The following is a 23147-nucleotide window of genomic DNA, read 5'->3' as shown; positions in this document are numbered from 1 at the left end:
CATGACCAAACAACGCAAAGGTATCATCCTCGCCGGTGGCTCCGGCACCCGGCTGTACCCGGCCACCATCGCCGTTAGCAAACAGCTGCTGCCGATCTACGACAAGCCGATGATCTACTACCCGCTAAGCACGCTGATGCTTGCTGGTATTCGCGACATCCTGATCATCTCCACCCCGCAGGACACGCCGCGCTTCGAGCAACTGCTCGGCGACGGCAGTCAGTGGGGCATTTCGTTGCACTACGCAGTGCAACCTAGCCCAGATGGGCTGGCGCAAGCCTTCATCATTGGTGAGGATTTCATCGGCAATGACAACGTTGCACTGGTACTCGGCGACAATATTTTCTACGGTCACGAATTCGCCGAGTTGCTGCAAGAGGCAGCAGCGAAAGAACTGGGGGCCAGTGTCTTCGCTTATCACGTTCACGATCCGGAGCGTTATGGCGTCATCGAATTCGACGATGTTGGCAACGCGCTGTCGATCGAGGAAAAGCCGATCAAGCCTAAGTCCAATTACGTGGTGACCGGGCTGTACTTCTACGATAACGACGTCGCTGCCATTGCCAGGGACATCAAGCCGTCTCCGCGTGGTGAGTTGGAGATTACCGACGTCAACCGCGAGTACCTGCGTCGTGGCGCACTTGACGTTAAGACCATGGGGCGCGGTTATGCGTGGCTGGATACTGGTACGCATGAGTCGATGCTCGACGCTAGTCTATTTATCCGGACGATCGAGTCACGGCAAGGATTGAAAGTCTGTTGCCCTGAAGAAGTGTCTTTTAGGCAAGGATGGATTTCGATCGATCAGCTGGATAAACTGGCCCAATTATTTCCGCGAAGCGGATACGGTAACTATCTAGCCAGCATTGTATTTGAAGGAAAGAAAAGTGCGAGTTGCTGATGTATTTATTCCCGGTGTAAAAATCATTGAGCCTGAGCTATTTGTTGACGGGAGAGGCACTTTTTTTGAGAGTTTTAATCACAAGCAATTTGAGCTGCTTATAGGTAGCCCCATTTCCTTCGTGCAAGATAACCAGTCCTTCTCGAAGAAAGGGGTGTTGCGTGGTCTGCATTATCAAAAACAACCCCGCGAACAAGGAAAACTTGTGCGTTGCGTTCATGGGCGAGTATTTGATGTTGTCGTTGATTTGAGGGAAAAGTCGCCGACCTTTCAAAAATGGTTCGGGATTGAGCTTAGTGCCGAAAATTGCAAACAAATGTGGGTGCCGGAAGGACTCGCACATGGTTTTTTTGCCATTACTGATGCTGTGTTTCTTTATAAGGTTACTGATTATTGGTGCGCAGAGTCGGAGCGAGTTTTGATGTGGAACGATAGAGATTTAGCCATTGAATGGCCTGTCGGAAATTTGAGTCCTACCATGTCAGATAAAGATTTAAAAATTGCAAAGAGTATTCGGGAGGTTTTGAATTGAACATGACAGTAGGAAAGAGAGGTTTAATTGGCCTGCTTGTTAGTGTTGCCAGAAATAGAAATCTGATAAAAACGTTAGCGAAGCGAGACGTGGTTGGCCGATACAAAGGTTCGGCTGGTGGGGTTCTTTGGAGTTTTTTGACGCCATTGATGATGCTGGCTGTATATACGTTTGTTTTTAGTGTCGTATTCAAGGCGAGGTGGTCTGGAGGTACGGGGTCAAAAACTGAGTTCGCATTGATACTATTTTCAGGATTGATGATATTTAACGTATTTTCAGAATGTATTTCTAGAGCTCCGTCCTTAATATTGAGTAATGTGAGTTATGTGAAAAAAGTGGTGTTTCCGCTTGAGATTTTACCTGTCGTCTCGCTGCTCTCGGCTTTGTTTCACTTTGTGATTGCGATGGTGGTTTGGGTTATGTTTTATACCGTGTTTTTTGGTATTCCGACTGCTAAACTAATTGTTGTTCCTGTTGTGATATTGCCTTTGCTGCTTGTTACATTAGGGTTGAGCTATTTCCTTGCTTCAATGGGCGTTTACTTGCGAGACGTTGCTCAAGTTGTGGGTGTTTTTATTACGATGCTGATGTTTCTTTCGCCGATATTTTATCCTGTGTCTGCGTTGCCGCAGGCATTCCAGTTTTTTATGAATATTAATCCAATTACATTTGCAGTAGAGGAGACGCGTGGCTTACTGGTACACAATGCCAGTGTTCACTGGTTTGCGTGGTTTCTGCATCTGCTTGCTGGAGTTGGAGTGCTGATGTTGGGCAAAGCCTGGTTCGATAAAACCAAGGGTGGGTTTGCAGATGTCCTCTAACTGCGTGATTGAAGTAAAAATGCTCAGTAAGCACTACGACGTATATGACAGCCCACTGCATAGAATGTGGGTGAGTTTTTTTCCTAAGCTTGCCGGGAATAGCAAAAAATTTCATGCTTTAGATGATGTTAATTTTACTATTAAAAAAGGCGAAACCGTAGGGATCATAGGTCGTAATGGTTCTGGTAAGTCGACGTTGCTTCAATTAATTTGTGGGACATTAACTCCGAGTCTAGGTGGCGTGTCCGTAAATGGTCGCATCGCAGCGTTGCTTGAATTGGGGTCAGGATTCAATCCGGAATTTTCCGGTAGAGAAAATGTATATTTGAATGCGGCCATCCTTGGTTTGACTCCCAAGGAAATTGAACAGAAATTCTCAGATATTGAACGATTTGCGGATATTGGTGATTTCATCGATCAGCCGATTAAGACATATTCCAGTGGTATGGTGGTTCGGCTCGCATTTGCTACAGCTATTCACGTAAGTCCCGATATTCTGGTGGTTGACGAAGCGCTCGCCGTTGGTGATACCGCATTTCAACAGAAGTGCTTGAACCGTATCCGAGATATGCAACGGCAAGGAGTATCAATATTGCTGGTTACGCACTCCAGTAATACCCTGATTGAGTATTGTGACCGTGGAATTTATTTGAAAAAAGGTCGTTTGATCATGGATGCCGCTTGTCGCGATGTTGTTCGGCGTTATGCCGACGATTTGGTTGAACAAGAAGGGGGAATGGTTGTTGAAATTGATCAGGCCTCGGAAGTCGGAGTCGCCAATGCTACCTCTGTCTCGCAACCGATGCAGATTAGGCAGGATGACGGCCAAGGTCGTTTGAGCGTGCAATCTGTTGAGCTGCGTAACGCAAAAGGAGAGCTTTCAGCAAATTACCAGTTTGGCGAGGCGTTTGCCGTACAGATCAAAGTCAAGGCCGAAGGTGCAGTAGACATTCCCTGCTTTGGCGTACAGCTGTCGAGTGTTGATGGAATCGTGTTATGGAGTGGGACGACACAATCGATGAATCTCGAACTTCCTGTCATGGTCGATGGCATTTATACCGTCAAGTGGAATATGCAAGCCAATTTTTCAGGAAACAGGTATATCTTGGCTGTCGGGGTCGGTCGAATTGAATCTGGCGATTATCTCCGTACCCACAGAGTTGATTATGCAGGTCACTTTGATATTATTCCCGTTGCCCACTCTGGGGGGGGGTGGCTAGCCCCCTGTCCGGTGTTTGAAGTGATTTGATCCAATGAGTAAAAAACTACTTGTTGTCGGCTGGTATGGCGCTGGCAATCTGGGCGATGAGCTTATTTTGGCCTCCATTTGTAAATGGAGCGCTGAACTTTCAACAACGGTAACTGCTACGAGTGTTGATCCAGCGTATACGACCAAAACTCATGGAATTGGCAGCGTAGATCTTTTTGAAATTAATGCGTTGGTGCATGCTGTGCGTAGCGCAGACTATGTACTAATTGGTGGTGGTGGCCTGTTTCAAACTCATCAAGAATTTACGTATGAAGGATTATTTGATGCAACAAAAAATGATATTGCATCATATTTGCGGCCGGCAGTACTCGCATTCCAATTTGGAAAACCCGTCATTATGTGGGCTCAAGGAGTGGGGCCGCTGGATACACACGAGAGTCGCAAAATCATTGCTGAAGTATTTGGCACCGTAGATTCGATCACTGTCCGAGATCAAGGATCGGCAGAGCTGCTACGTGCCGCTGGGTGCAATAAAGAAATCATCGTCGGTGCGGACCCGGTTTGGGCGATGCCATTGCCGGTAACTTCTGCAATGACGTTGGCCAGCCCTGCTCGTTTGCGGATAGCGTTAGTTATCCGCCCATGGGATTTTGTTCCGGATTGGCCGAACCGCTTGATTGAAGCGATACGTACCAGCTTCGTTGCGAACGATGTTGAACTTATATGGTTGCCCTTCCAAACCCATGAAGTGCCTAACCGTTCTGGGTCAGACGTACCGTTTATAAAAGGGATGATGCAGCAACTCGGCGAGTATAGCCAAGAATTGTGCATTGGCAAGAATATAGCGCAATGTGTGGAAGTACTCCAAAGCTGCGATAGAGTAGTTGCTATGCGGCTTCATGCTCAAGTTCTGGCATTTCGTTTTGGAAAACCGACATTGTGCATCGAATATGATCAGAAAATGTCGGTTCAATCCGAACTGGTTGCGCTTGTCGATGATAAAAGGCTACGGCTTGACGATAGCCAGAAGCGCTGGAACCACGCATTCTCGGCGCTCACACTTACCGCAGAAAGTGGTCTATTGAGCGAACGCCTACCCGAGCTATTTGACAGTGCGTTACACCATCGCGATGCGTTGCACCAATTTCTGATGACTGAGGTGCGTCAAACAAACGCATTGGCCGCAGAAAATTGGATGTCGGTTTGGCGGGAACAAAAAATGTTGGGTATGTTGAGTGAAATGCAGTCTGCATTTTCCTTCAGCATGCGCGAGCAGACTGTGCGGATTTCAGCTTTGCAAGCGGAACTCATGGAATTGGCACAAAAAAATGAACTTAGGCTGAAAGAGATTGCCGAGTGCAAACTTGACAATGCATCTTTGATTGCCGAAAAACAAAATTTATCTAATCAGTTAACTGTGCAAGAACATGAGAATGCTTTGTTGAAAGATCGGGTGGCCGAACAAATTGTTGCAGTGAATGAGTATTCCGCTTATAAAAAAACTTTTGGGTATAGGTTACAGAAAAAAATGCGAAAAATAGTCAAATTCGCTTATCGAGGTATCAAAGCGATTTATTGGATGCTGCCTCAAGTTGTGCGTAATGTACTTCATGGCCCACGCCATAAATTCGTACGTTTTGTGCGCGGCCTTCCTGCTCCGGAAGTTACGCTATCTGAAGCGGCAAGCGATTTGCCATGGGTGCGCTTCCAAGACGAAGTACTGAAAGCGCGCATTTACAAAGGCATATTTGTCCAAGAGTTGGTCATTGACTGGAATGTGCCACTCTATCAGCGGCCGCAGCATATCTCAACAGCATTGGGTCAACTTGGTTATTTGGTGATTTATCGAACCGACAACTGGGCTGGTGATGACGTAGAGGGGTTCCGTGAGGTAGAACCAAACGTCTGGATCACCAATAGGCATGAAATTAGCTCGCTTCATGGGGTGGCGCGTTCATTCTATTCGACAGCCTATGCAAATACGCCTGAGCTAATAATGGAGAATGGCAAGCGAGGCCTGCTTGTGTATGAATACATTGATCATATAGATCCGCAGATCAGCGGCGATGCTGAAAACATCAAAAGGTTGTTGCGACTTAAGGAATTTGCAGTGGGTGGTGGGGCTGATTTCATCATTGCTTCGGCGAAGCGATTGTATGATGAAATGGCCCAATTCGTTCCGCATGAAAAGTTACTTCTCGTCCCGAACGGCGTTGATACCAAGCATTATCGGGACCCAAAGCATGAGCAATACAAACTGCCTGAAGAGCTAGTGCTTTTCCATGAAAATCACCCAAATATTGTTGGCTATTTTGGCGCACTTGCTCCGTGGCTTTGGTATTCGATCATTCGCGATCTTGCGCTGCTTCGACCTGATTTGGGCTTTGTTTTTATCGGGCCAGATTACTATGGAGGGGTGAGTAATTTGCCCAAGTTGGATAACGTTCTGTATTTGGGGACAGTGGATTATAAAGTACTGCCTGCTTATGCAAAGCTATTCAGTATCTGTTTTATCCCATTTTCGCCTGGTGAAATTGCCAAAACCACCTCACCATTGAAGTTGTTTGAATATTTTGCCCTTGAAAAACCCGTTGTTGTTACGAGTGACATGCTTGAATGTGTTTCGTTTTCAGAGGTTTTGCACGGTGACGACGTCAATACATTAAGCATTGCCTTTGATAAGGCCCTCGAGCTTAAAGACCGTCCCGAATTTAAGGCAAGACTGGCCTTTTTGGCTGACCAAAATTCATGGGCTGAAAGAGCTCGGTCCATGGAAGTGATTTTCAATCGGGAAATAAAATGATGAAGAAGAAAGTGTTGGTGGTTGTCGGAACTCGTCCAGAAGCCATCAAAATGGCACCGTTAATCAACCTGTTGAAAAAGCAGGATTGGGTAGACTGTCGAGTGCTAGCCACTGCACAGCATCGCCAATTACTTGATCAAGTATTCGAGATTTTTGGTATTGAGGCCGATATTGATTTGGATGTGATGCGGCCAAATCAAAGCTTGCCTGAGCTGACTTCTAGGCTTCTTACGCTGTTGGATGTTGTTCTGAAGGATGAACAGCCAGATGTTGTGCTAGCCCAAGGTGACACCACAACAGTAATGGCTGTCGCTATGGCATGCTTTTACCGTCGCATAAAATTTGGACATGTCGAAGCGGGTTTGCGGACAGGGGATATGGATAATCCATTTCCAGAAGAAATGAATCGTATCGTGGCTGGGCGTTTAGCTAACTGGCACTTTGCACCAACGGAAAACTCACGTCAAAATTTGATCAATGAAGGATTTGCGACGGAAGAGATTCATGTCACAGGCAATACCGTAATTGATGCCCTGCTGGACGTTGTGCAGCGCTGTGATGAAGATGCTCCTTCCGTAGGGGTTGGTCGTCGTTTAGTTTTGGTGACCTCGCATCGAAGAGAAAATTTTGGTGCCCCGTTTCGTGAAATTTGCCAAGCGGTACGTGCTCTCGTTGAAAATAATTCGGATATCGAGGTGCTTTATCCTGTTCATCCGAATCCGAATGTAAGAGAGGTTGCCTATGAGTTGCTGGGTGGGGTTGAACGCGTAACCTTGTGCGAGCCACTTGACTATTTGCCTTTCGTAGCCGCTATGAAGAGCGCATACCTGATCATGAGTGATTCAGGTGGCGTGCAGGAGGAGGCTCCCGCACTTGGGAAACCGGTGTTGGTTTTACGCAATGAGACAGAACGCCCGGAAGCGGTGAAGGAAGGTGTCGTGAAACTTGTTGGTCCAAACTCGGATGCCATCTTACTTGAAGCCCAGCGGCTATTGGATGATCCTGATTATTATCAATCCATTGCTAGGGGAGTATCCCCTTACGGTGACGGCTATGCTAGCCAGCGTATTGTTGAGATTCTTAGGGGGGCGACTAAGGTCTGATTCAATTGAACCTCCTTTACTTTGCACCTGTGCCGTTTGCCAGTTATTGGCAGCGGCCACATTACATGGTGGACTACCTGCTTCAACAAGGGGCTGTTACCCATGTTTTGTGGGTTGATCCGTATCCGACACGCCTACCAAAATTGCGAGACTTGAGTATTCGTTTTTCGTCAGAGAAGCATGTCTGTGAATCAATTGATGGAGTAAAAATTAGTCAGCCCAAAGCGCTGCCTATTGAGCCGCTTCCTGTTTTGCATACGATAAACCGATGGGGATGGCGAAATACCAGAGCAGAAATTAGCAGTTTCGTTGAGATTGCGCCTTCGATTATTGGTGTGGGCCGTCCTTCTCGACTAGCTGTTGACATACTTTCTAGATATCCGCAGGCATTAAAATTTATGGATATCATGGACGATTTTTCTGCCTTTTATTCTGGACTATCTCGCTTTTCAATGTTTTTGCGAGAGCAAGAAGTGGCTAAGCTGGCCGATCATTTGTTTTGCTCCGCTCCAGCTTTGATGGAGCGGCTGCCTGACTTTACTTTCGTAAGGCGTTGCAGATTGATGCCTAACGGATACCCAATGAAACGGCTTCTTAACTTGCCGGATATAAAAAGAGAATCAGACTTGATCGGCTTTGTGGGAACAATTGCAGATTGGTTTGATTGGCCATTGGTGATAGAAATTGCCAAAGCTTTACCAACAAAACGGATTCGTCTGGTAGGGCCCGTGCGTTGTGCCGTTCCAAGTAACCTGCCAATGAATATTCAGATGCTGCCCGAGTGCTCTTTAAGTGAGGCTATTCAGCACACCTTGAAATTTGCCGTTGGCCTTATTCCGTTTAAAAAAAATCGCCTGACAAAATCAGTGGATCCAATAAAATTTTATGAAATGCGAGCATTAGGGGTCCCGATTTGGTCAACCAGCTTCGGAACCATGGAGGATAGAATAAAAGCAGGGGATGTGTTAGGTATTTCTTCCGGGTGTGATTGGGAGGCTCTGTATGGACGGAGTAATCAATTCAGGCTAAGGGGCAAAGAGTTGGATCGATTCAGATCTGAGAATGATTGGTCTAGTCGATTTAAACCGCTTAATGAACTATTCAAAAAATTTCACCCTGATGACCCATCAGGGCGATATTAAAAGTGCATGCTCTGATGTGTGCACAACAATTGATTGGTACAACGTTTCAGGACACTGCTCGTGGATGATGCAATATCCGTTGTTGATAGGAAGTCATGCTTTTCCTATCGGCTTTCATTTTTTTTTCTTTCATTTTTTTTCTTTTGTTCATTGTTAGGTCTCCTGAATCAGTTTGCCGGGATAGATGCGTGGACACGGAAGTTTGCATTTGTAGCGGCATTGCTTCTTTCTGTGCTTATTACAAATAGATTCTTTGTTGATGGAACGCTTTTCCGCTCACTGTTTTATTCGATTTTATGTGTCGCAGTCCTATCTTTTTTGATATGCATTTCTGGGTTCTATTTTGATCTCAGTTATGACGGTAATGCATATCATCAAAAAGCAATTGTCAATATTCTGAATGGGGCAAATTGGTTTACTCACGCCGACGCATCAAGGGATGTTTGGGTTGATAACTATGCAAAAGCAACTTGGTTTTATGCGGCAACCATGATTTCATGGTTTACTAGCCCTGAGTATGGTACGTCATACCATTTCATATTGGGCGCTTCTGCATCACTATATCTATATTCTTTTTGTCGCCGTATAGGTCGAGGCCGGTACATTTCTTCGCTGCTTTCGTTGATTGTATTGCTCAATCCAGTCAGTCTGTCGCAAATGTATACTTACTATAATGATGCAGCGATTGGTGCTCTTTCATTGATTTTGTTTCTATCTGCGATCATGATCGTTCGTGAAGCGTGTCGCCTTGACAGGATTATTTTTATAATCGCTTCGGTATGCATTATCAATGTTAAAGCTTCCGGGTTTATTTCGATTGGTGCTGCTTTTCTTTATATGTCTTTAGCGTATTTTCATCGTAATGGACTTTTTCTTTCCATAAGAAAAATAGTGCCCTTGTGTGCCGTTTTTTTTGCATTTGGCGTGGGTATATTCGGGTATAGTCCTTATGTGCAAAATCTGCTGCATGAGCGAAACTTGTTTTTCCCGCTCGCGGGAGCTGGGGCGAAAGACATCATGACTTCCAATGCGCCGGTAGGATTCACACAACAGAACCGCATTTACAATTTTGTGCTTTCTACATTTTCAAAAACAGAGAATTTAGCAAGTGCTTTTGATGATAGACCGCCAACTTTGAAATTTCCCGGCCTTATTGAAGAAGGGGAATTAAAGGTCTTGCTATATCCTGATGTACGAGTTGCTGGATTCGGTCCGCTATTTTCTTTGATGCTTTTGGTGAGTGTTTTTTTACTATTTGGTTTTATTTTGGATTGGAGAGTTGTTGGCGGGCTGTACTTTATGATTTTAATTTCTATGCTTGTCAATCCACATGCGTGGTGGGCGCGTTATTCTCCCGTGACATGGGTGCTGCCGCTTATTCCTCTTCTTGGGGTTGTGTCTACGCGAATTCGATTTGCCTGGATAGGAGGCGTTGCATTGGTGGTGGTTGCGATCATAAATGTAGCGCTGCAGTTATGTACATGGCTTGATTCCTATCCAAGCCGAAATGAGTTTATAAAACTTCAAGCACGAGCACTAATTGGGCATGTGGTTAAAATCTACCCAGGGTCGTTTACGCCTGATTTGATCGCAAAACGATTGGCGCTGAATTATGTATTGGTTGATCATGATTACTACCGTGCACATAAAGAAAAATTCATAACATTGCTCCCAGGTATCGAGTATGAGGATATTTTGCCAACGAAATAGTGGGTTGATGCACGATTTGTCGACTATTCGAAGAATTTAATGGAAGTGAAGGTGAGTTAGGTGAAGGCTTTTTTCAGTCTGATGCGTGTTCATCAGTGGGTAAAAAATTTATTCGTTTTTGTTGGCTTGCTTTTCTCATTTCGGTGGGATGGGTATATTCTTATGTCAGCGATCGGAGCTTTTTTTTCCTTTTGCTGTGCGGCGAGTTCGGTTTACATTTTAAATGATTTCAAAGATATTGAGTCTGATCGGCTTCATCCAAAGAAACGCTACCGCCCGTTGGCGGCAGGGACGGTGTCCAAAGGTAGTGCCCTTGCATTCTCGTTGTTTTTAATTGTCGTCGCCTGCATGATTGCATGGATTGCTTCCATACAAGTGCTATTTTTTGTGATTGGCTATTTCGTAATCAATATCGCATATACTTTGTGGTTGAAAAATGAAGTAATTTTGGACGTTTTCTGTATTTTTAGCGGCTTCATGATGCGGTTGCTTGCCGGTACGGTTGGAATTGGAATCGTGCCGTCAAAATGGTTGCTGATTACAGGGATGATGATTACGCTATTTTTGGGGTTCGGAAAGCGTCGGGCGGAGCTGGCTGGTGGCACAAAATCGAGGAAAATCTTATCCTTGTATTCTATTCCGTTGTTAGATAAGTACATTGCAATCTGCGCTACGGCGACCATTCTCACTTATGGTCTTTATACCGTTGATTCAACCACCATTGCAATTCATGGGACGTCGAACTTGATTTGGACTATGCCGATAGTCGCATTTGGTATTTTTAGATATATTTATCTAATTCACCTGCAAGGTGGTGGTGAAGATACAAGTCGTGATTTGATTGAAGATATTCCAATGCTGTTGTCGGTCGGTTTGTGGATGGTGAGTGTTCTATTTATCATGGTTAGGCAGCACTAACACTACGATAAACTTCCTTTTTCTTCCTACGCTTTTTTATGTAGCTAAAGAGATTTCGTATGTCAGCTACTGTCTTTGGGATGTTCTAAATGATGACTGTCGCTGCTTTTGATTTTGATGGAACATTGACTCGTCGCGATACACTTTTACCATTCATTCTTAATGTGATTGGTATTAAAGGGTTTGCTAAAGCACTATTTTTGGCCTTCCCCTCCTTGCTGCTGTATAGCGTTGGAGCGCTCTCGAACGAAAGAGCGAAGGAGCAGTTGGTTAAGCATGCGCTGGCTGGCCGCTGTCGCGCTTCATTGCGGCATCGTATCGCAAGGTGGCTTCCGAGCGTTGCAATGAACTTAGCAACTCTCGAAAAGCTCAAGTGGCATCAGGAGGCTGGGCATTATTGTGTATTGATCAGCGCATCCTTGAACGTTTATTTGGAGGAGTTCGCTCAGCGCTTAGGTTTTGATGCGCTAATATGCACTGGGCTTGAAGAGGATGAATATGGTGTATTAACAGGGAAATTCTCCACTCCAAATTGCTGGGGAGCGGAAAAAGTGCGCCGATTAAGCAAGGAGATTGGAATCCTTTCCAACGTGGAACTCTATGCTTATGGAGATAGTCGGGGGGATGCCGAGCTACTGGAAAGTGCTCAATATGCCTGGCTTAAGGGGGAGAAAATTAAATGATATGAAAGATAATATGAGCTCGTTAAAAGTGTGGTCGGGGTCCTTGCTTCGGGGGGAGGGGATATACGGTTTGCGAGGTTTTTATGAGCCGACTCGTCAAAACGGCTAATGCTCAATTTGATAAATATTTTTGCTGTGATGCTTATGCCCTATTTTTGGTTGTTGTTGAGTTCATTTTTTGGCGTTGTTGCAAGCATTGCACTCAAGCTGGCTGCGGTAGCAAATTCACCCTATGGGCCAAGTTTATTTGCTACCGAACGCATTCCATACTATATAGCTGCTATTTCCGCTTACGGAGCAGGTTTTTTTTTCTATGCTGTTGCGCTTCGCAATTTGGACTTGTCCATCGCATACCCGCTTATGGTTGCAATTTCAATCATCGGTGTTGTTATCTATGGCGTTTTTTTTGGCGGGGAAGCGATCGGTGCTGCTAGATATATAGGCGTGATTTTCATCGCGGTCGGTATAGTATTGCTCAATCGTTAAAGAATATTTGTGCGTAAAGTGTGAGTCACGATAAGTAAACGTTAGTAGCGTGACCCCATGGCTAGGTCAAGCCGGTTTTGAAATTTATGCTTGGTGGTCAGGAATGGTTTTTGTTGATTTTTACAAAAATTGAATCAAGTATGATGACATAGGGGCGGCGTTATTGGTAAGTTCGAGGGAAAATGTAATCGAGGCATGCCTGCCGTAGGAGAATGTATGCCAAGGAACGCTTGGAGGCAAATGGGGGGCCGCCAAAATAAGATTGTTGGATTGACTTGTCGATGTGATGGCTAAGCGATCTGAAATGGATCAGACACACCGTGTAGCGAGTGAGTTCGCACATCACTTGGTGCGCTAATGGTTCCGGAATGCACTACCGCCTCATTGTAGGGGGTGGAATCGTGCAGGGATGTGATACCAACTAAGTCTAGAAAAAATACTAAATCCAGCGAGCGATAGGCAGCAGTACGCTCTGGTGTTCTAACCCGCCTATCCTAGGAGTTGTTGCTGAGATTCAGGATTGGGACGTAAATCGGCTGTGATCCTGGAAAAACTGTGTCGGCGGCATCACTCTTTGAACAGTAAGCTCGCGCGCCTCGTGTTGAAAGTTGATGATTTGTTTGCTGAACACGTATTCATTTTATGCCTGAGCTTCAAGATGGAGGTGATTTTGGGATCTGCACCTCCGTTGCATTCAGTCTTGGAGATGTTTTGCAGTTTCATCTTTCCTTAGAGCGAGAAGCAAATACCCCGCCATTGGGAAAATCACTCCCAGGAGATATCTGGTCTGAAATTCGAGTATTGTTAATACGGCGATGCTCGAAATCAAGAAGGAAAGCCCCAGCATGAATTCGATTAAGCGATTTCTGAAAAATAGAGCGCACAAAGATACAATGATGAATAATTCGAGTGCGAGTGATATCAAAAATTCGATGCTGTAGTAAATACGTACTAACTCCCCAGGGAGTCTGTTGGCCTCCATTATGGATGCGGTACGCCAATATGCGGCACTGAATTCATGGGAGGAGGAAATGCGTCTTAATTTGCATGAGAATAATTGAAATATGTCTATTGTGGTATGTGTTGTTAAGAAATTTTGAAGTATGGTCGTCATTGGAGTGTCTAATTCAGACCTCGTCAAGTTAATCGCATGTTTGGTCCAGTCTCCGCAATTTGGATATGTGCTACCACTAGCAATAAATCCCGTGTATAACGTCACCCTGGAATGTATGGCACGGTCGACAGATCTGTCGGATATTTTTCCTAAAAAGCTGTCGACCCCAATCGCCGCCAAAGGAATGATGAGTGAAATAAGGATGACTTTCGATATGCTTTTTTTATTGTATAAGAATGCTGATATTTTTGCAGTTTCTTGACTGGCGAATGTGTTTTGATTATGAATTATCTTCAGGAATGGGAGCGTGGTGATAAACACAAAAGGAGTTAGAATAAAAAATAATGCCCCTTGCGCTCGCATTGTTAATGAAAGAAAAAGTGCAAGCAAGGCGAGTGATTTATATTTAGATGTGAACAGTCGCACGGCTAAGGTTGTTGCAGCCGCAAAAGGAATGTCAGTATTGACTAAGTAGCAATATCCCAAAAAGATGATGCCAAATGCAATCAGCAGTGCGATAGAAAATAATCGGTGACAGTGTTTTATCGTTGAGGAGGGGACGTATATTGCCAAGGAAAAAACAAGAAGGAACAGGTTGTTGACGATAAGGGCTGACAGAGTCGCCGATAGACCCAGTAATGCAAATGGTCTGTAAATCCATATCAGAACCCCACCTTTCAGGTATGCAGAAGGATTCAGGCTGGCATCCCAATACGAGGCAAAATCTGAATATGGTGGTATTGGGGTTTGTATGTTGAGTGTATAGGATGAGTAGGTTATTATTAAAAGTATACTGGTAAAGAATAATAAATATAATTTTTGAAGGTTGGGTTGCATTTTTATTTCGGTGATGGTTGGGTTTTATTAGTTGTATTGCTGTATTTGTTCCGATTGAGTAAATCGTGTAACGATGATCACACTTCTATATAGGTCGGGCATAAACCTACGGTTTGGATGAATTGGGTATATTGAGGTGTTGAGTGGCTTGGGGTAGTGAAGTGAAAGAAGACCATTGATGAGTGTTGCTGCGCACGTAAATGGCAATCCTGTTTTGGATGGTCAGTAAAATACAAAGGTAAATCTCTAAACCAGCACCACATCAAACTGCTCTTGAGAGTAAGCAGTCTCCACCTGTAGGTAAATCGGTTTCTTGATGAAATCGGCAAGCATTGCCAAGTTGGTCGATTCTTCATCAAGAAAGCGATCGATCACGGTTTGCGAGGCTAAAATTCGGTATTCACGGGCCGCGAACTGACGTTCTTCACGCAGAATTTCCCGCAAGATTTCATAGCAAACTGATTCGGCGGTCTTGATCTCTCCACGTCCCTGGCAGGTCGGGCAGGGCTCGCACAGCACGTGTGCCAGCGATTCACGAGTGCGCTTACGAGTAATTTCAATCAGGCCGAGGCTGGTGAAGGTCGAGACGGTGATTTTGGTACGGTCGCGCGCCAGCGCCTTCCTCAGCTCGTCGAGCACCGCGGTCTGGTGCTCTTCGTTGTCCATGTCGATGAAGTCGACGATGATGATGCCGCCGAGGTTGCGCAGTCGCAGTTGCCGGGCGATGACATGGGTGGCTTCGAGGTTGGTCTTGAAGATGGTGTCGTCGAAATTGCGCGTACCGACGAATCCGCCGGTGTTGACGTCGATCGTCGTCATTGCTTCGGTTTGGTCGATGATCAAATAGCCGCCAAACTTGAGGTTGACGCGCCGGCTCAGCGCGCGCTCGATCTCGGCCTCGATGCCGTAAAGCTCGAACAGAGGCCGCTCGCCGCTGTAGTGCTGGACGCGGGGGGCGACGTCGGCAACGAATCGGCCGGCGAACTCTGCCATCTTCAGGTAGTTTTCGCGGCTGTCGACCAACACGGCTTCGGTATCGGCATTGACCATGTCGCGTAGCGCCCGCAGCTGCAGCGACAGGTCCTGGAACAGTAACGATTTGGCCGGCAGCTTCTGCGACTTTTGCAGGATGTCGGCCCAGATCAGGTCAAGGTAGTCGATGTCGGCCTTGAGTTCGTCGTCCGTAGCGTGATCGGCGCTGGTGCGGATGATGTAGCCGTGGTGTTCTTTCGGCAGCAGCCTGTTCAGACGTTCGCGCAACTGTTCGCGCTCGTCGCCGTTCTCGATCCGCTGGCTGATTCCGATGTGGTGTTCCTGTGGCAGGAAGACGAGAAAGCGACCGGCAATGCTGATTTGCGTCGACAACCGTGCGCCCTTGGTACCGATCGGGTCCTTGATCACCTGCACCATCAGTGGCTGGCCTTCGTGGACCAGTTTTTCGATCCGGAAGGTTTCGTTCGGATTCTGTCGCTGCTCGATCACGTCGGCAATGTGCAGGAAGGCGGCGCGTTCGAGACCGATTTCGACGAAGGCCGATTGCATGCCCGGCAGCACCCGTTTGACCATGCCCAGATAAATGTTGCCGACCAAACCGAGATGCGCGCTGCGCTCGATATGGATGTCCTGGACGATGCCGTCCTCGATCGTGGCGACGCGGGTTTCCTGCGGGGTGACGTTGACCAGAATTTCTTCTTTCATCGAGGGCATGCGGGTCTGAAACTGGGTCGTCGAGCTTAACAGAAAGCCCGGTAATTCGGCGCTTAGCGGCTGCGACCTATGAGCGTCAGGCCGAGCATTTGCAGCTCGTCCCAGGCGTCACCGTCGCCGATGCCCTTGACCAGCCGGTCGATGCGGGCGGCGTGACCCAGGGCATCGCGCAGCGTACTGCCACGGACGCGTGACAACGCACCGTCAACCAGGCGCTGCTTGTTGCCCCAGATGCGGTTTTCCTTGAAGAGCTGCGGCATCGGCGTACCGCGGGCACGACCCTGACCGATCCGGTACAGCGCACGGATTTCCTCGCTCATGGCCCACAGTACCAGATGCGGGGCCTCGCCTTCGGCCTTCAGTCCGTCGAGCATGCGGCAGAAGCGCTTGGCATCGCCGCCCAGCAGGGCCTCGCCCAACTGGAACACGTCATAGCGGGCGACGTCGGCAATGGTCTGCGTCAGCATGGCCAGCGTGATGTCGCCCTTCGGGTACAGCAGGCCGAGCTTGAGGATTTCCTGGTGCGCGGCAAACAGGTTGCCCTCGACCCGGTCGGCGAGAAAGTCGAGCGCGTCGGGAGCCAGCGTCTGTTGCTGCGCGGCAAAGCGCTCGCGCATCCAGCCTGGCAGCGCGGTGCGGTCGATGCTCTTGGCTTCGACGACTTCGCCGTGCGTTGCCAGCGCCTGGAACCACTTGGCGTTCTGTGCAGTACGGTCGAGCTTAGGGCATTGGACCAGCGTGACCGTGTCGGGCGGCAGGTCGGCGCAGTAGGCCTCGATCGCCTTGCCGCCTTCGACGCCGGGCTTGCCGGTCGGAATGCGCAGCTCGATCAGCTTCTTGTCGGCGAACAGCGAGAACGAATTGCCGAGCAGCGCCAGCCGGCTCCACGAAAAGCCGGCTTCGACCGTCAGCACCTCGCGCTCGGTGTGGCCGGCGCTGCGGGCGGCGTCGCGGATTGTCTGCGCGGCTTCCTGCGCCAGGAAAGCTTCGTCGCCGTGGATCGTATAAAGGGGCGCCAGCCTGGTTCCGAGCTGGCGCGCGAGCTGCTCGCTGCGCATTACTGCAGCGATTTGAGCATCTGTTCGGTCGGCGTCGGCTTCGGCGGTGGCGGATTGGCCTTGGCCTTCTCGGCATTTCGCGCCGCCGCGGCGATCCGGCGCAGGATGTTCTGGCTGGCATCGCGTTGCATGCCCTCGACCAGCTGCGCCTTCTCGGCATCCTCGCCGAGCGGGTTGTTTTCGTCGTACGTGTAGTCGCGGAACAGCTGGACCTTGCCGTCGTCGATCAGGTAGCTGTCACCGACGCGGAAGCGGAAGGTCACCGTGTAATAGACGCGGTATTCGCTGACACGCCCCGAGCTGTTGACGGTCAGCACCTTCTGGTTGTCGCCCTCGCCGGTAATGTCGATCTGCGGCGTGTCCTTGACCGGCTTGTCGAGCAGCTTCACGTCGGGCAGCACCGACAGGTACTCGCGCAATGCGTTGGCCGTACCGCCACCGCCGGTAACGATTGCCGTGGTGTACGGGAAGGCGCCGCCGGCGCCCTGGCCGCGCAGGTGGAAGCCGCAGGCGGTGAGCAACAGGGTGGCGACGATCAGCAGGTAACGCATTGCATACTCCGGTGAACAGGCCGGGCGTGTGCCCGGCCCGCGATCAGGCGACGATGTTGACGAGTCGGCCCGGGACGATGATGACCTTCTTCGGTGCGCCGTCGAGGAAGCGCTGCACGCCTTCCTGCGCCAGCGCGGCGGCTTCGATCACGTCCTTGGCGGCATCCTTGGCAACAAGGATCTCGCCGCGCAGCTTGCCGTTGACCTGGACCATCAGCTTGATCTCGTCCTGCGTCAGCGCATCGGCGGCCGGTTCGGGCCAAGCCGCGTCGGCGATTTCGTCGCCGTAACCGAGCTCGCGCCACAGCTGGTGGGCGATGTGCGGCGCGGCCGGATAGATCGCGCGCAGCAGGATGCCGAACGATTCGCGCAGCACGGCGGCGTTGTCGCCCTTGTAGGCTTCGAGTGCGTTCAGCAGCTTCATCACGCCGGACACGACGGTGTTGTACTGCAGCCGTTCGAAGTCGGCGTCGATCTGCTTGAGCGTGCTGTGGATCTCGAAGCGCAGCGCCTTGTCGTCCTTGGCCAGTGCTGCAGTGAGTTCACCTGCCGTGCGGATCGTCTCCGCGTGTTTGACACCAAACGCCCACAGCCGGCGCAGGTAGCGGTAGGCGCCTTCGACGCCGCTGTCGGACCATGCGGCACTCTGGTCGGGCGGGCCGGCGAACATCGTGAACAGCCGCGCGGTATCGGCCCCGTACTGCTCGATGATGTCCTTCGGTTCGACAACGTTGTTCTTCGACTTCGACATCTTCTCGATGCCGCCCATCACGACCGGCTGGCCGTCTTCCTTCGCAATCGCCGAAACCGGCCGGCCCTTGTCGTCGTGCAGGACGTCGACTTCGGACGGGTAGAACCAGCGCTTCTTGCCGTGCGTGTCTTCGCGGTAGTAGCAGTCGCGCAGCAGCATGCCCTGGGTGAACAGGTTCTTGAACGGTTCGCCGAACGAAACTAGGCCGGCGTCGCGCATTGCCTTGGTCCAGAAGCGGGCATACAGCAGGTGCAGTACGGCGTGCTCGATGCCGCCGATGTACTGGTCCATCGCCATCCAGTACTTGGTGCCTTCGCCGACCATCGCCTCGCCGTTTTTCGGGTCGCAATAGCGCATGAAGTACCAGCTCGAATCGACGAAGGTGTCCATCGTGTCGGTTTCGCGTTGCGCTGCTTCGCCGCACTTCGGGCAGGCGACGTTGAGGAAGTCCTCGCGGTGCTTGAGCGGATTGCCCGAGCCGTCCGGAATGCAGTCGGTCGGCAACACCACCGGCAGGTCTTCGTACGGTACCGGCACGTCGCCGCAGCACGGGCAGTGGATGATCGGGATCGGCGTGCCCCAGTAACGCTGGCGCGAAATGCCCCAGTCGCGCAGGCGCCAGGTGGTTTTCTTCTCGCCGGCATCCTTGGCGGCCAGATCGGCGGCAACGGCGTCAACCGCGGCCTTGTAGCCGAGGCCGTCGTACTTGCCGGAGTTGATCATCACGCCGCGCACCTTGTCGCCGTACCACTCGGCCCAGGTTTCGGCCGAATAAGTCTCGCCGTCGACGGCGACGACCTGCCTGATCGGCAGGCCGTACTTGTGGGCGAAGGCGAAGTCGCGCTCGTCGTGGCCCGGCACGGCCATCACCGCGCCGTCGCCGTAGCCCATCAGCACATAGTTGCCGATCCAGACTTCGAGCTGCGCACCGGTCAGCGGATGCGTGACGAACAGTCCGGTCGACACGCCCTTCTTGTCCTGCGTCGCCAGCTCGGCTTCGGTGGTGCCGCCGTGCTTGCATTCGTCGATGAAGGGCAGCAACGCCGGATTCAGCTCCGCCGCGCGCGTCGCCAGCGGGTGTTCGGCGGCGATGGCGCAGAAGGTCACGCCCATGATGGTGTCGGCGCGGGTGGTGAACACCCACAGCTTGCCGTCGTTGATCGGCGCGCCGTCGGCGTCCTTGACGTCGTGGTCGAAGGCGAATCGCACGCCCTCGGACTTGCCGATCCAGTTGCGCTGCATGGCGCGCACCATGTCGGGCCAGCCTTCCAGCTGGTCGATGTCGTCGAGCAGTTCATCGGCGTACTGGGTGATGCCGAAGTAGTAACCCGGAATCTCGCGTTTTTCGACGATCGCGCCCGAGCGCCAGCCGCGGCCATCGACGACCTGTTCGTTGGCAAGGACGGTCTGGTCGACCGGGTCCCAGTTGACGATCTGCGTCTTCTTGTAGGCGACGCCGGTTTCCAGCATCTTCAGGAAGAACCACTGGTTCCACTTGTAGTAGTCCGGGTCGCAGGTGGCGATCTCGCGCGACCAGTCGAATGCCAGACCCAGCGGCTGCATCTGCGACTTCATGTCGGCGATGTTGGCGTAGGTCCATTCGGCCGGCGACTTCTTGTACGCGATCGCGGCATTCTCGGCCGGCAGGCCGAAGGCATCCCAGCCCATCGGCATCAGCACGTTGAAGCCGCGCATCCGCAGCTGGCGCGCCAGCATGTCGTTGATCGTGTAGTTGCGCACATGGCCCATGTGCAGCTTGCCCGACGGGTAGGGCAGCATCGAGCACGCGTAATACTTGGGTTTGCTGACGTCTTCCACAGCCTGGAAGACCTTGTTGTTTTCCCATTGCGCCTGGGCGTCGGCCTCGATCTGGGCCGGGGTGTAATGCTCGTGCATGCCGGATACTCGGAAGGACGAATAGATAAACCGCAGATTATAAGCCATGCGGACGGGGCTGAGGACGCGACCGTCCGTAATCACCCTGTGCATCATTTGTAGAACGATCGTACAATTTGGTGTCGATGAAGGCCCGGTGCGGGAGGGGATGCGTGTCTGTCGAGCGCAAGATCATCCATATCGATTGCGACTGTTTCTATGCTGCGGTGGAAATGCGCGACCGGCCGGCGTTGCGCGATGTGCCGCTGGCCGTCGGCGGTGCGGCCGAGCGGCGCGGCGTGATTGCAACGTGCAACTACCCGGCGCGCCGTTTCGGCGTGCGCTCGGCCATGTCGACGCGCACGGCCCTGCAGCGTTGTCCGCGTCTGGTGCTGGTGCCGCCGGATTTTCAACGCTATCGCGAAGCGTCGCAGGCGATTCACGCGATCTTCCTGGATTACACCGACAGGATCGAGCCGCTGTCGCTTGACGAGGCCTATCTTGACGTCACCGGTCTGTCGCACTGTCGCGGCAGTGCCAGTCTGATGGCGCAGGAAATCCGCAGCCGGATTGCCGCCGAGGTCGGCATCACCGCGAGTGCGGGTATTGCGCCGAACAAGTTGCTTGCCAAAATCGCCAGCGACTGGCGCAAGCCGGATGGCCAGTTCGTGATCACGCCGGGCGAAATCGATGCCTTCATGTGCGAGCTGCCGGTCGCCAGGTTGTGGGGGGTCGGCAAGGCTACCGCGGCGCGGCTGGCCGACATGGGCGCGCAGACCTGCGCCGAACTGCAGCGCTGGCCGCTGGAGCGCCTGGTGCAACGTTTCGGCAAGATGGGGGCGTCACTGTACCGGCAGTGCCGCGGTATCGATGCGCGCGAGGTCGTCCGCGAGCGGATGCGCAAGTCGTTGTCGGTCGAGCAGACCTACGCGCAGGATCTTGCCGACCTCGAGGCCTGTCTGGCTGCGCTGCCGGTGCTGGTCGACGACTTTGCTGCACGCTTTGCCCGCAGCGGAGCGGTCGGCGAGCATGCCGAGCCGCTGGTCCGTGCCAAACCGGTCGTGAAGATCAAGTTCGACGACTTCACCCAGACCACCGTCGAGGCGGCTGGCGCGCCCACGTTGTCCACGTTCGCCGCCTTACTGCGGCAGGGGTGGGCGCGGGGCGCCCGGCCGGTGCGACTGCTCGGTGTTGGCGTCCGTCTGGACGAGGCCGGGCCGACACAGCCGGAGTTGTGGGACTGAGTCGCGGGACCGGGTCAGTGCAGCTGCACGCGCGGCCGGAACTGCAGTACCGTTGCGCCGGCATGCGGCGGCCGCTCGCCGTGGTGCAGTACGTAGTTCAGCGCCAGGAAGGACGTCCACATCATTTCATGGGCGATGACCGCCGCGTGCAGCGGATTTCTCGCACGCTGCCGGTGCAGGTCGATGCGGTTCAGCAGCGCCTCGATCCGCTGCCGGCGCGGTGCCTCGACGTCGTCGAGCGCCTGGTGCAGCAGGCTGCTGCGCAGCGCTTCGAATGCGCCGGGGTCCTGGCGGTACAGCGCTGCCAGCGTATCGAAATCGGGAAGGTCGACGTGCGCCATCATGCACCTCCGGGCCGGATCCGGCCGGTTATGTGGCGGTGCGAGGCGACTCTGCGAGGTCGGCTTGGCTGTCCGGTTCTGTTCGCCGGCCACTGACCGTTTCAGTGTAAGCAGCAAAAGCGCGCCGTGTGTCGGCTTGAGCTGGTGGCGCAGAAAACAAAAAACCGCACAGCAAGCTGTGCGGTTTTTCGTGAGATTCTGGTCGGGGTGAGAGGATTCGAACCTCCGGCCTCTACGTCCCGAACGTAGCGCTCTACCAGGCTAAGCTACACCCCGATCTCGAAAGAGAGCGCCATTATGGTAAGCCCTTATTGGGCTGTCAAGCGCTTTCGAAAAAAACGTCAGCTATTCCGTGCAACCGCCAGTTCGGCCAGGGCTTCGAGCGCGCGGCGGTCGTCGTTGTCGGGCAGGTCGACGAGCAGGTCGCGAGCCAGCGCGGCTTCGCGCTGGGCGATCTCGCGGGCATAGTCGAGCGCGCCGGTGGCGTGGACGGCGGCGAGCACCTGCGGCAGCAACGAGCGGTCGGCCTGTGTCAGGGCCTGCCGTACTGCGTCGGCATGCTCGGCGGTGCCGTGGCGCATGGCGTAGATCAGCGGCAGCGTGGCTTTGCCTTCGGCGAGGTCGTCGCCAAGGCTCTTGCCGATTTCGTCCTGCTTGCCCGAGTAGTCGAGCACGTCGTCGATGATCTGGAACGCGGTGCCCAGGTGCATGCCGTAGCGCGCCAGCCGGCCTTCGGTGCCGGCGTCCGATCCGGTAAGGATGGCGCCAAGACGGGCGGCGGCTTCGAACAGTTTGGCGGTCTTGTACTGGATGACGCGAACGTAGCCGGCTTCGTCGAGGTCGACGTTGCCGATGTTCATCAGCTGCAGCACTTCGCCTTCGGCGATGATGTTGGTCGCGTCGGCCAGCGTTTCCATCACGCGCATCGAGCCACAGCCGACCATCATCTGGAATGCACGGCTGTAGAGGAAATCGCCGACGAGGACCGATGCCGCGTTGCCGAACAGGGCGTTGGCGGTGTCCCGGCCACGGCGCAGCGCCGATTCGTCGACGACATCGTCGTGCAGGAGCGTGGCGGTATGGATGAATTCGATGACCGCGGCGAGTTCACGATGGTGTTCGCCGGTATAGCCGAGGGCACGGGCCGACAGCAGCACGATCATCGGCCGCAGGCGCTTGCCGCCCGAAGCGACGATGTATTCGGCGACCTGGCTGACCAGGGCGACGTCGGAGTGGAGCCGTTGCCGGATAAGGTGGTCGACCGCCTGCATCTCTGCACCGATGACCGATTGTACGAACGCGAGCGACACGCTGGTCTCGTCCTGCCGTCTATTCCATGAAGCCCGCGATCTTACCATTG

The 23147-nt window shown here is 51.9% G+C and carries 19 protein-coding genes and 1 tRNA gene; 12 read left to right on the top strand and 8 right to left on the bottom strand.

Annotation, left to right across the window (positions count from 1 at the left end):
- The first annotated feature begins 1 nt into the window (after position 1).
- From rfbA to IE097_RS15800, 11 genes are all read left to right on the top strand, one after another.
- Entirely contained in the window at positions 2-901 is a 900-nt protein-coding gene (gene rfbA / locus IE097_RS15850; RefSeq protein ID WP_189461836.1) for a glucose-1-phosphate thymidylyltransferase RfbA, read from the top strand.
- Complete coding sequence (gene rfbC / locus IE097_RS15845; protein ID WP_229797628.1) at positions 873-1433, top strand: dTDP-4-dehydrorhamnose 3,5-epimerase; 561 nt, start codon at positions 873-875, stop codon at positions 1431-1433. Before rfbA ends, rfbC begins: the two co-directional genes overlap by 29 nt.
- A gap of 2 nt (positions 1434-1435) precedes the next feature.
- Positions 1436-2254: an ABC transporter permease gene (locus IE097_RS15840; RefSeq protein WP_189462005.1), complete on the top strand. Its 819-nt coding sequence runs from the start codon at positions 1436-1438 to the stop codon at positions 2252-2254.
- Positions 2244-3503, top strand: a complete 1260-nt coding sequence (locus IE097_RS15835; protein WP_189461834.1) for an ABC transporter ATP-binding protein — start codon at positions 2244-2246, stop codon at positions 3501-3503. The genes IE097_RS15840 and IE097_RS15835 overlap by 11 nt, the downstream gene beginning before the upstream one ends.
- 4 nt (positions 3504-3507) lie before the next feature.
- Entirely contained in the window at positions 3508-6267 is a 2760-nt protein-coding gene (locus IE097_RS15830; RefSeq protein WP_189461833.1) for a polysaccharide pyruvyl transferase family protein, read from the top strand.
- Positions 6264-7370 carry a non-hydrolyzing UDP-N-acetylglucosamine 2-epimerase gene (gene wecB, locus IE097_RS15825; RefSeq protein ID WP_189461832.1) on the top strand — a complete coding sequence of 369 codons (1107 nt, stop codon included), beginning with the start codon at positions 6264-6266 and terminating at the stop codon, positions 7368-7370. Before IE097_RS15830 ends, wecB begins: the two co-directional genes overlap by 4 nt.
- 65 nt (positions 7371-7435) lie before the next feature.
- Complete coding sequence (locus IE097_RS15820; protein WP_229797627.1) at positions 7436-8512, top strand: glycosyltransferase family protein; 1077 nt, start codon at positions 7436-7438, stop codon at positions 8510-8512.
- Positions 8513-8572: 60 nt separating this feature from the next.
- Complete coding sequence (locus IE097_RS15815; RefSeq protein WP_189461830.1) at positions 8573-10222, top strand: hypothetical protein; 1650 nt, start codon at positions 8573-8575, stop codon at positions 10220-10222.
- Between the two features lie 60 nt (positions 10223-10282).
- Positions 10283-11140: a decaprenyl-phosphate phosphoribosyltransferase gene (locus IE097_RS15810; protein WP_229797626.1), complete on the top strand. Its 858-nt coding sequence runs from the start codon at positions 10283-10285 to the stop codon at positions 11138-11140.
- A gap of 89 nt (positions 11141-11229) precedes the next feature.
- Entirely contained in the window at positions 11230-11823 is a 594-nt protein-coding gene (locus IE097_RS15805) for an HAD-IB family hydrolase (protein WP_189461829.1), read from the top strand.
- Between the two features lie 108 nt (positions 11824-11931).
- The gene (locus IE097_RS15800) at positions 11932-12309 is read left to right on the top strand and encodes a DMT family transporter (RefSeq protein ID WP_189461828.1); all 378 of its coding nucleotides are present in this window, start codon (positions 11932-11934) and stop codon (positions 12307-12309) included.
- A 694-nt stretch (positions 12310-13003) separates the two neighbouring features.
- Here the strand turns inward: IE097_RS15800 and IE097_RS15795 are convergent.
- The 5 genes from IE097_RS15795 to leuS form a co-directional block, all read right to left on the bottom strand.
- Positions 13004-14260, bottom strand: a complete 1257-nt coding sequence (locus tag IE097_RS15795) for a hypothetical protein (protein WP_189461827.1) — start codon at positions 14258-14260, stop codon at positions 13004-13006.
- A gap of 246 nt (positions 14261-14506) precedes the next feature.
- The gene (rng, locus tag IE097_RS15790) at positions 14507-15958 is read right to left on the bottom strand and encodes a ribonuclease G (RefSeq protein WP_189461826.1); all 1452 of its coding nucleotides are present in this window, start codon (positions 15956-15958) and stop codon (positions 14507-14509) included.
- Positions 15959-16020: 62 nt separating this feature from the next.
- On the bottom strand, positions 16021-17025 hold the full coding sequence (gene holA, locus IE097_RS15785) for a DNA polymerase III subunit delta (RefSeq protein WP_189461825.1): 1005 nt from the start codon (positions 17023-17025) through the stop codon (positions 16021-16023).
- Positions 17025-17576 (bottom strand): LPS-assembly lipoprotein LptE, encoded by a 552-nt coding sequence (locus IE097_RS15780; protein ID WP_189461824.1) that lies wholly within the window; start codon positions 17574-17576, stop codon positions 17025-17027. Before IE097_RS15780 ends, holA begins: the two co-directional genes overlap by 1 nt.
- 43 nt (positions 17577-17619) lie before the next feature.
- On the bottom strand, positions 17620-20223 hold the full coding sequence (gene leuS / locus IE097_RS15775; protein WP_189461823.1) for a leucine--tRNA ligase: 2604 nt from the start codon (positions 20221-20223) through the stop codon (positions 17620-17622).
- Between the two features lie 152 nt (positions 20224-20375).
- On the opposite strand from leuS, the gene dinB reads away from it, so the two are divergent.
- Complete coding sequence (gene dinB, locus IE097_RS15770) at positions 20376-21446, top strand: DNA polymerase IV (RefSeq protein WP_229797625.1); 1071 nt, start codon at positions 20376-20378, stop codon at positions 21444-21446.
- 14 nt (positions 21447-21460) lie between these two features.
- Here dinB and IE097_RS15765 read toward each other — a convergent pair whose 3' ends face one another.
- From IE097_RS15765 to IE097_RS15755, 3 genes are all read right to left on the bottom strand, one after another.
- Positions 21461-21787, bottom strand: coding sequence for a DUF3135 domain-containing protein (locus IE097_RS15765; protein ID WP_229797624.1), 327 nt, complete (start codon positions 21785-21787; stop codon positions 21461-21463).
- Between the two features lie 199 nt (positions 21788-21986).
- Positions 21987-22063: transfer RNA gene (locus IE097_RS15760), tRNA-Pro, on the bottom strand.
- A 65-nt stretch (positions 22064-22128) separates the two neighbouring features.
- Positions 22129-23058, bottom strand: coding sequence for a polyprenyl synthetase family protein (locus IE097_RS15755; protein ID WP_189462002.1), 930 nt, complete (start codon positions 23056-23058; stop codon positions 22129-22131).
- Positions 23059-23147 lie beyond the last annotated feature (89 nt).

Origin of the sequence: Jeongeupia chitinilytica (genome assembly GCF_014652315.1) — a bacterium.
GTDB lineage: Bacteria > Pseudomonadota > Gammaproteobacteria > Burkholderiales > Chitinibacteraceae > Jeongeupia > Jeongeupia chitinilytica.
The sequence above is the reverse complement of the archived record's forward strand: the minus strand, read 5'-3'. Positions and strand labels throughout refer to the sequence as shown.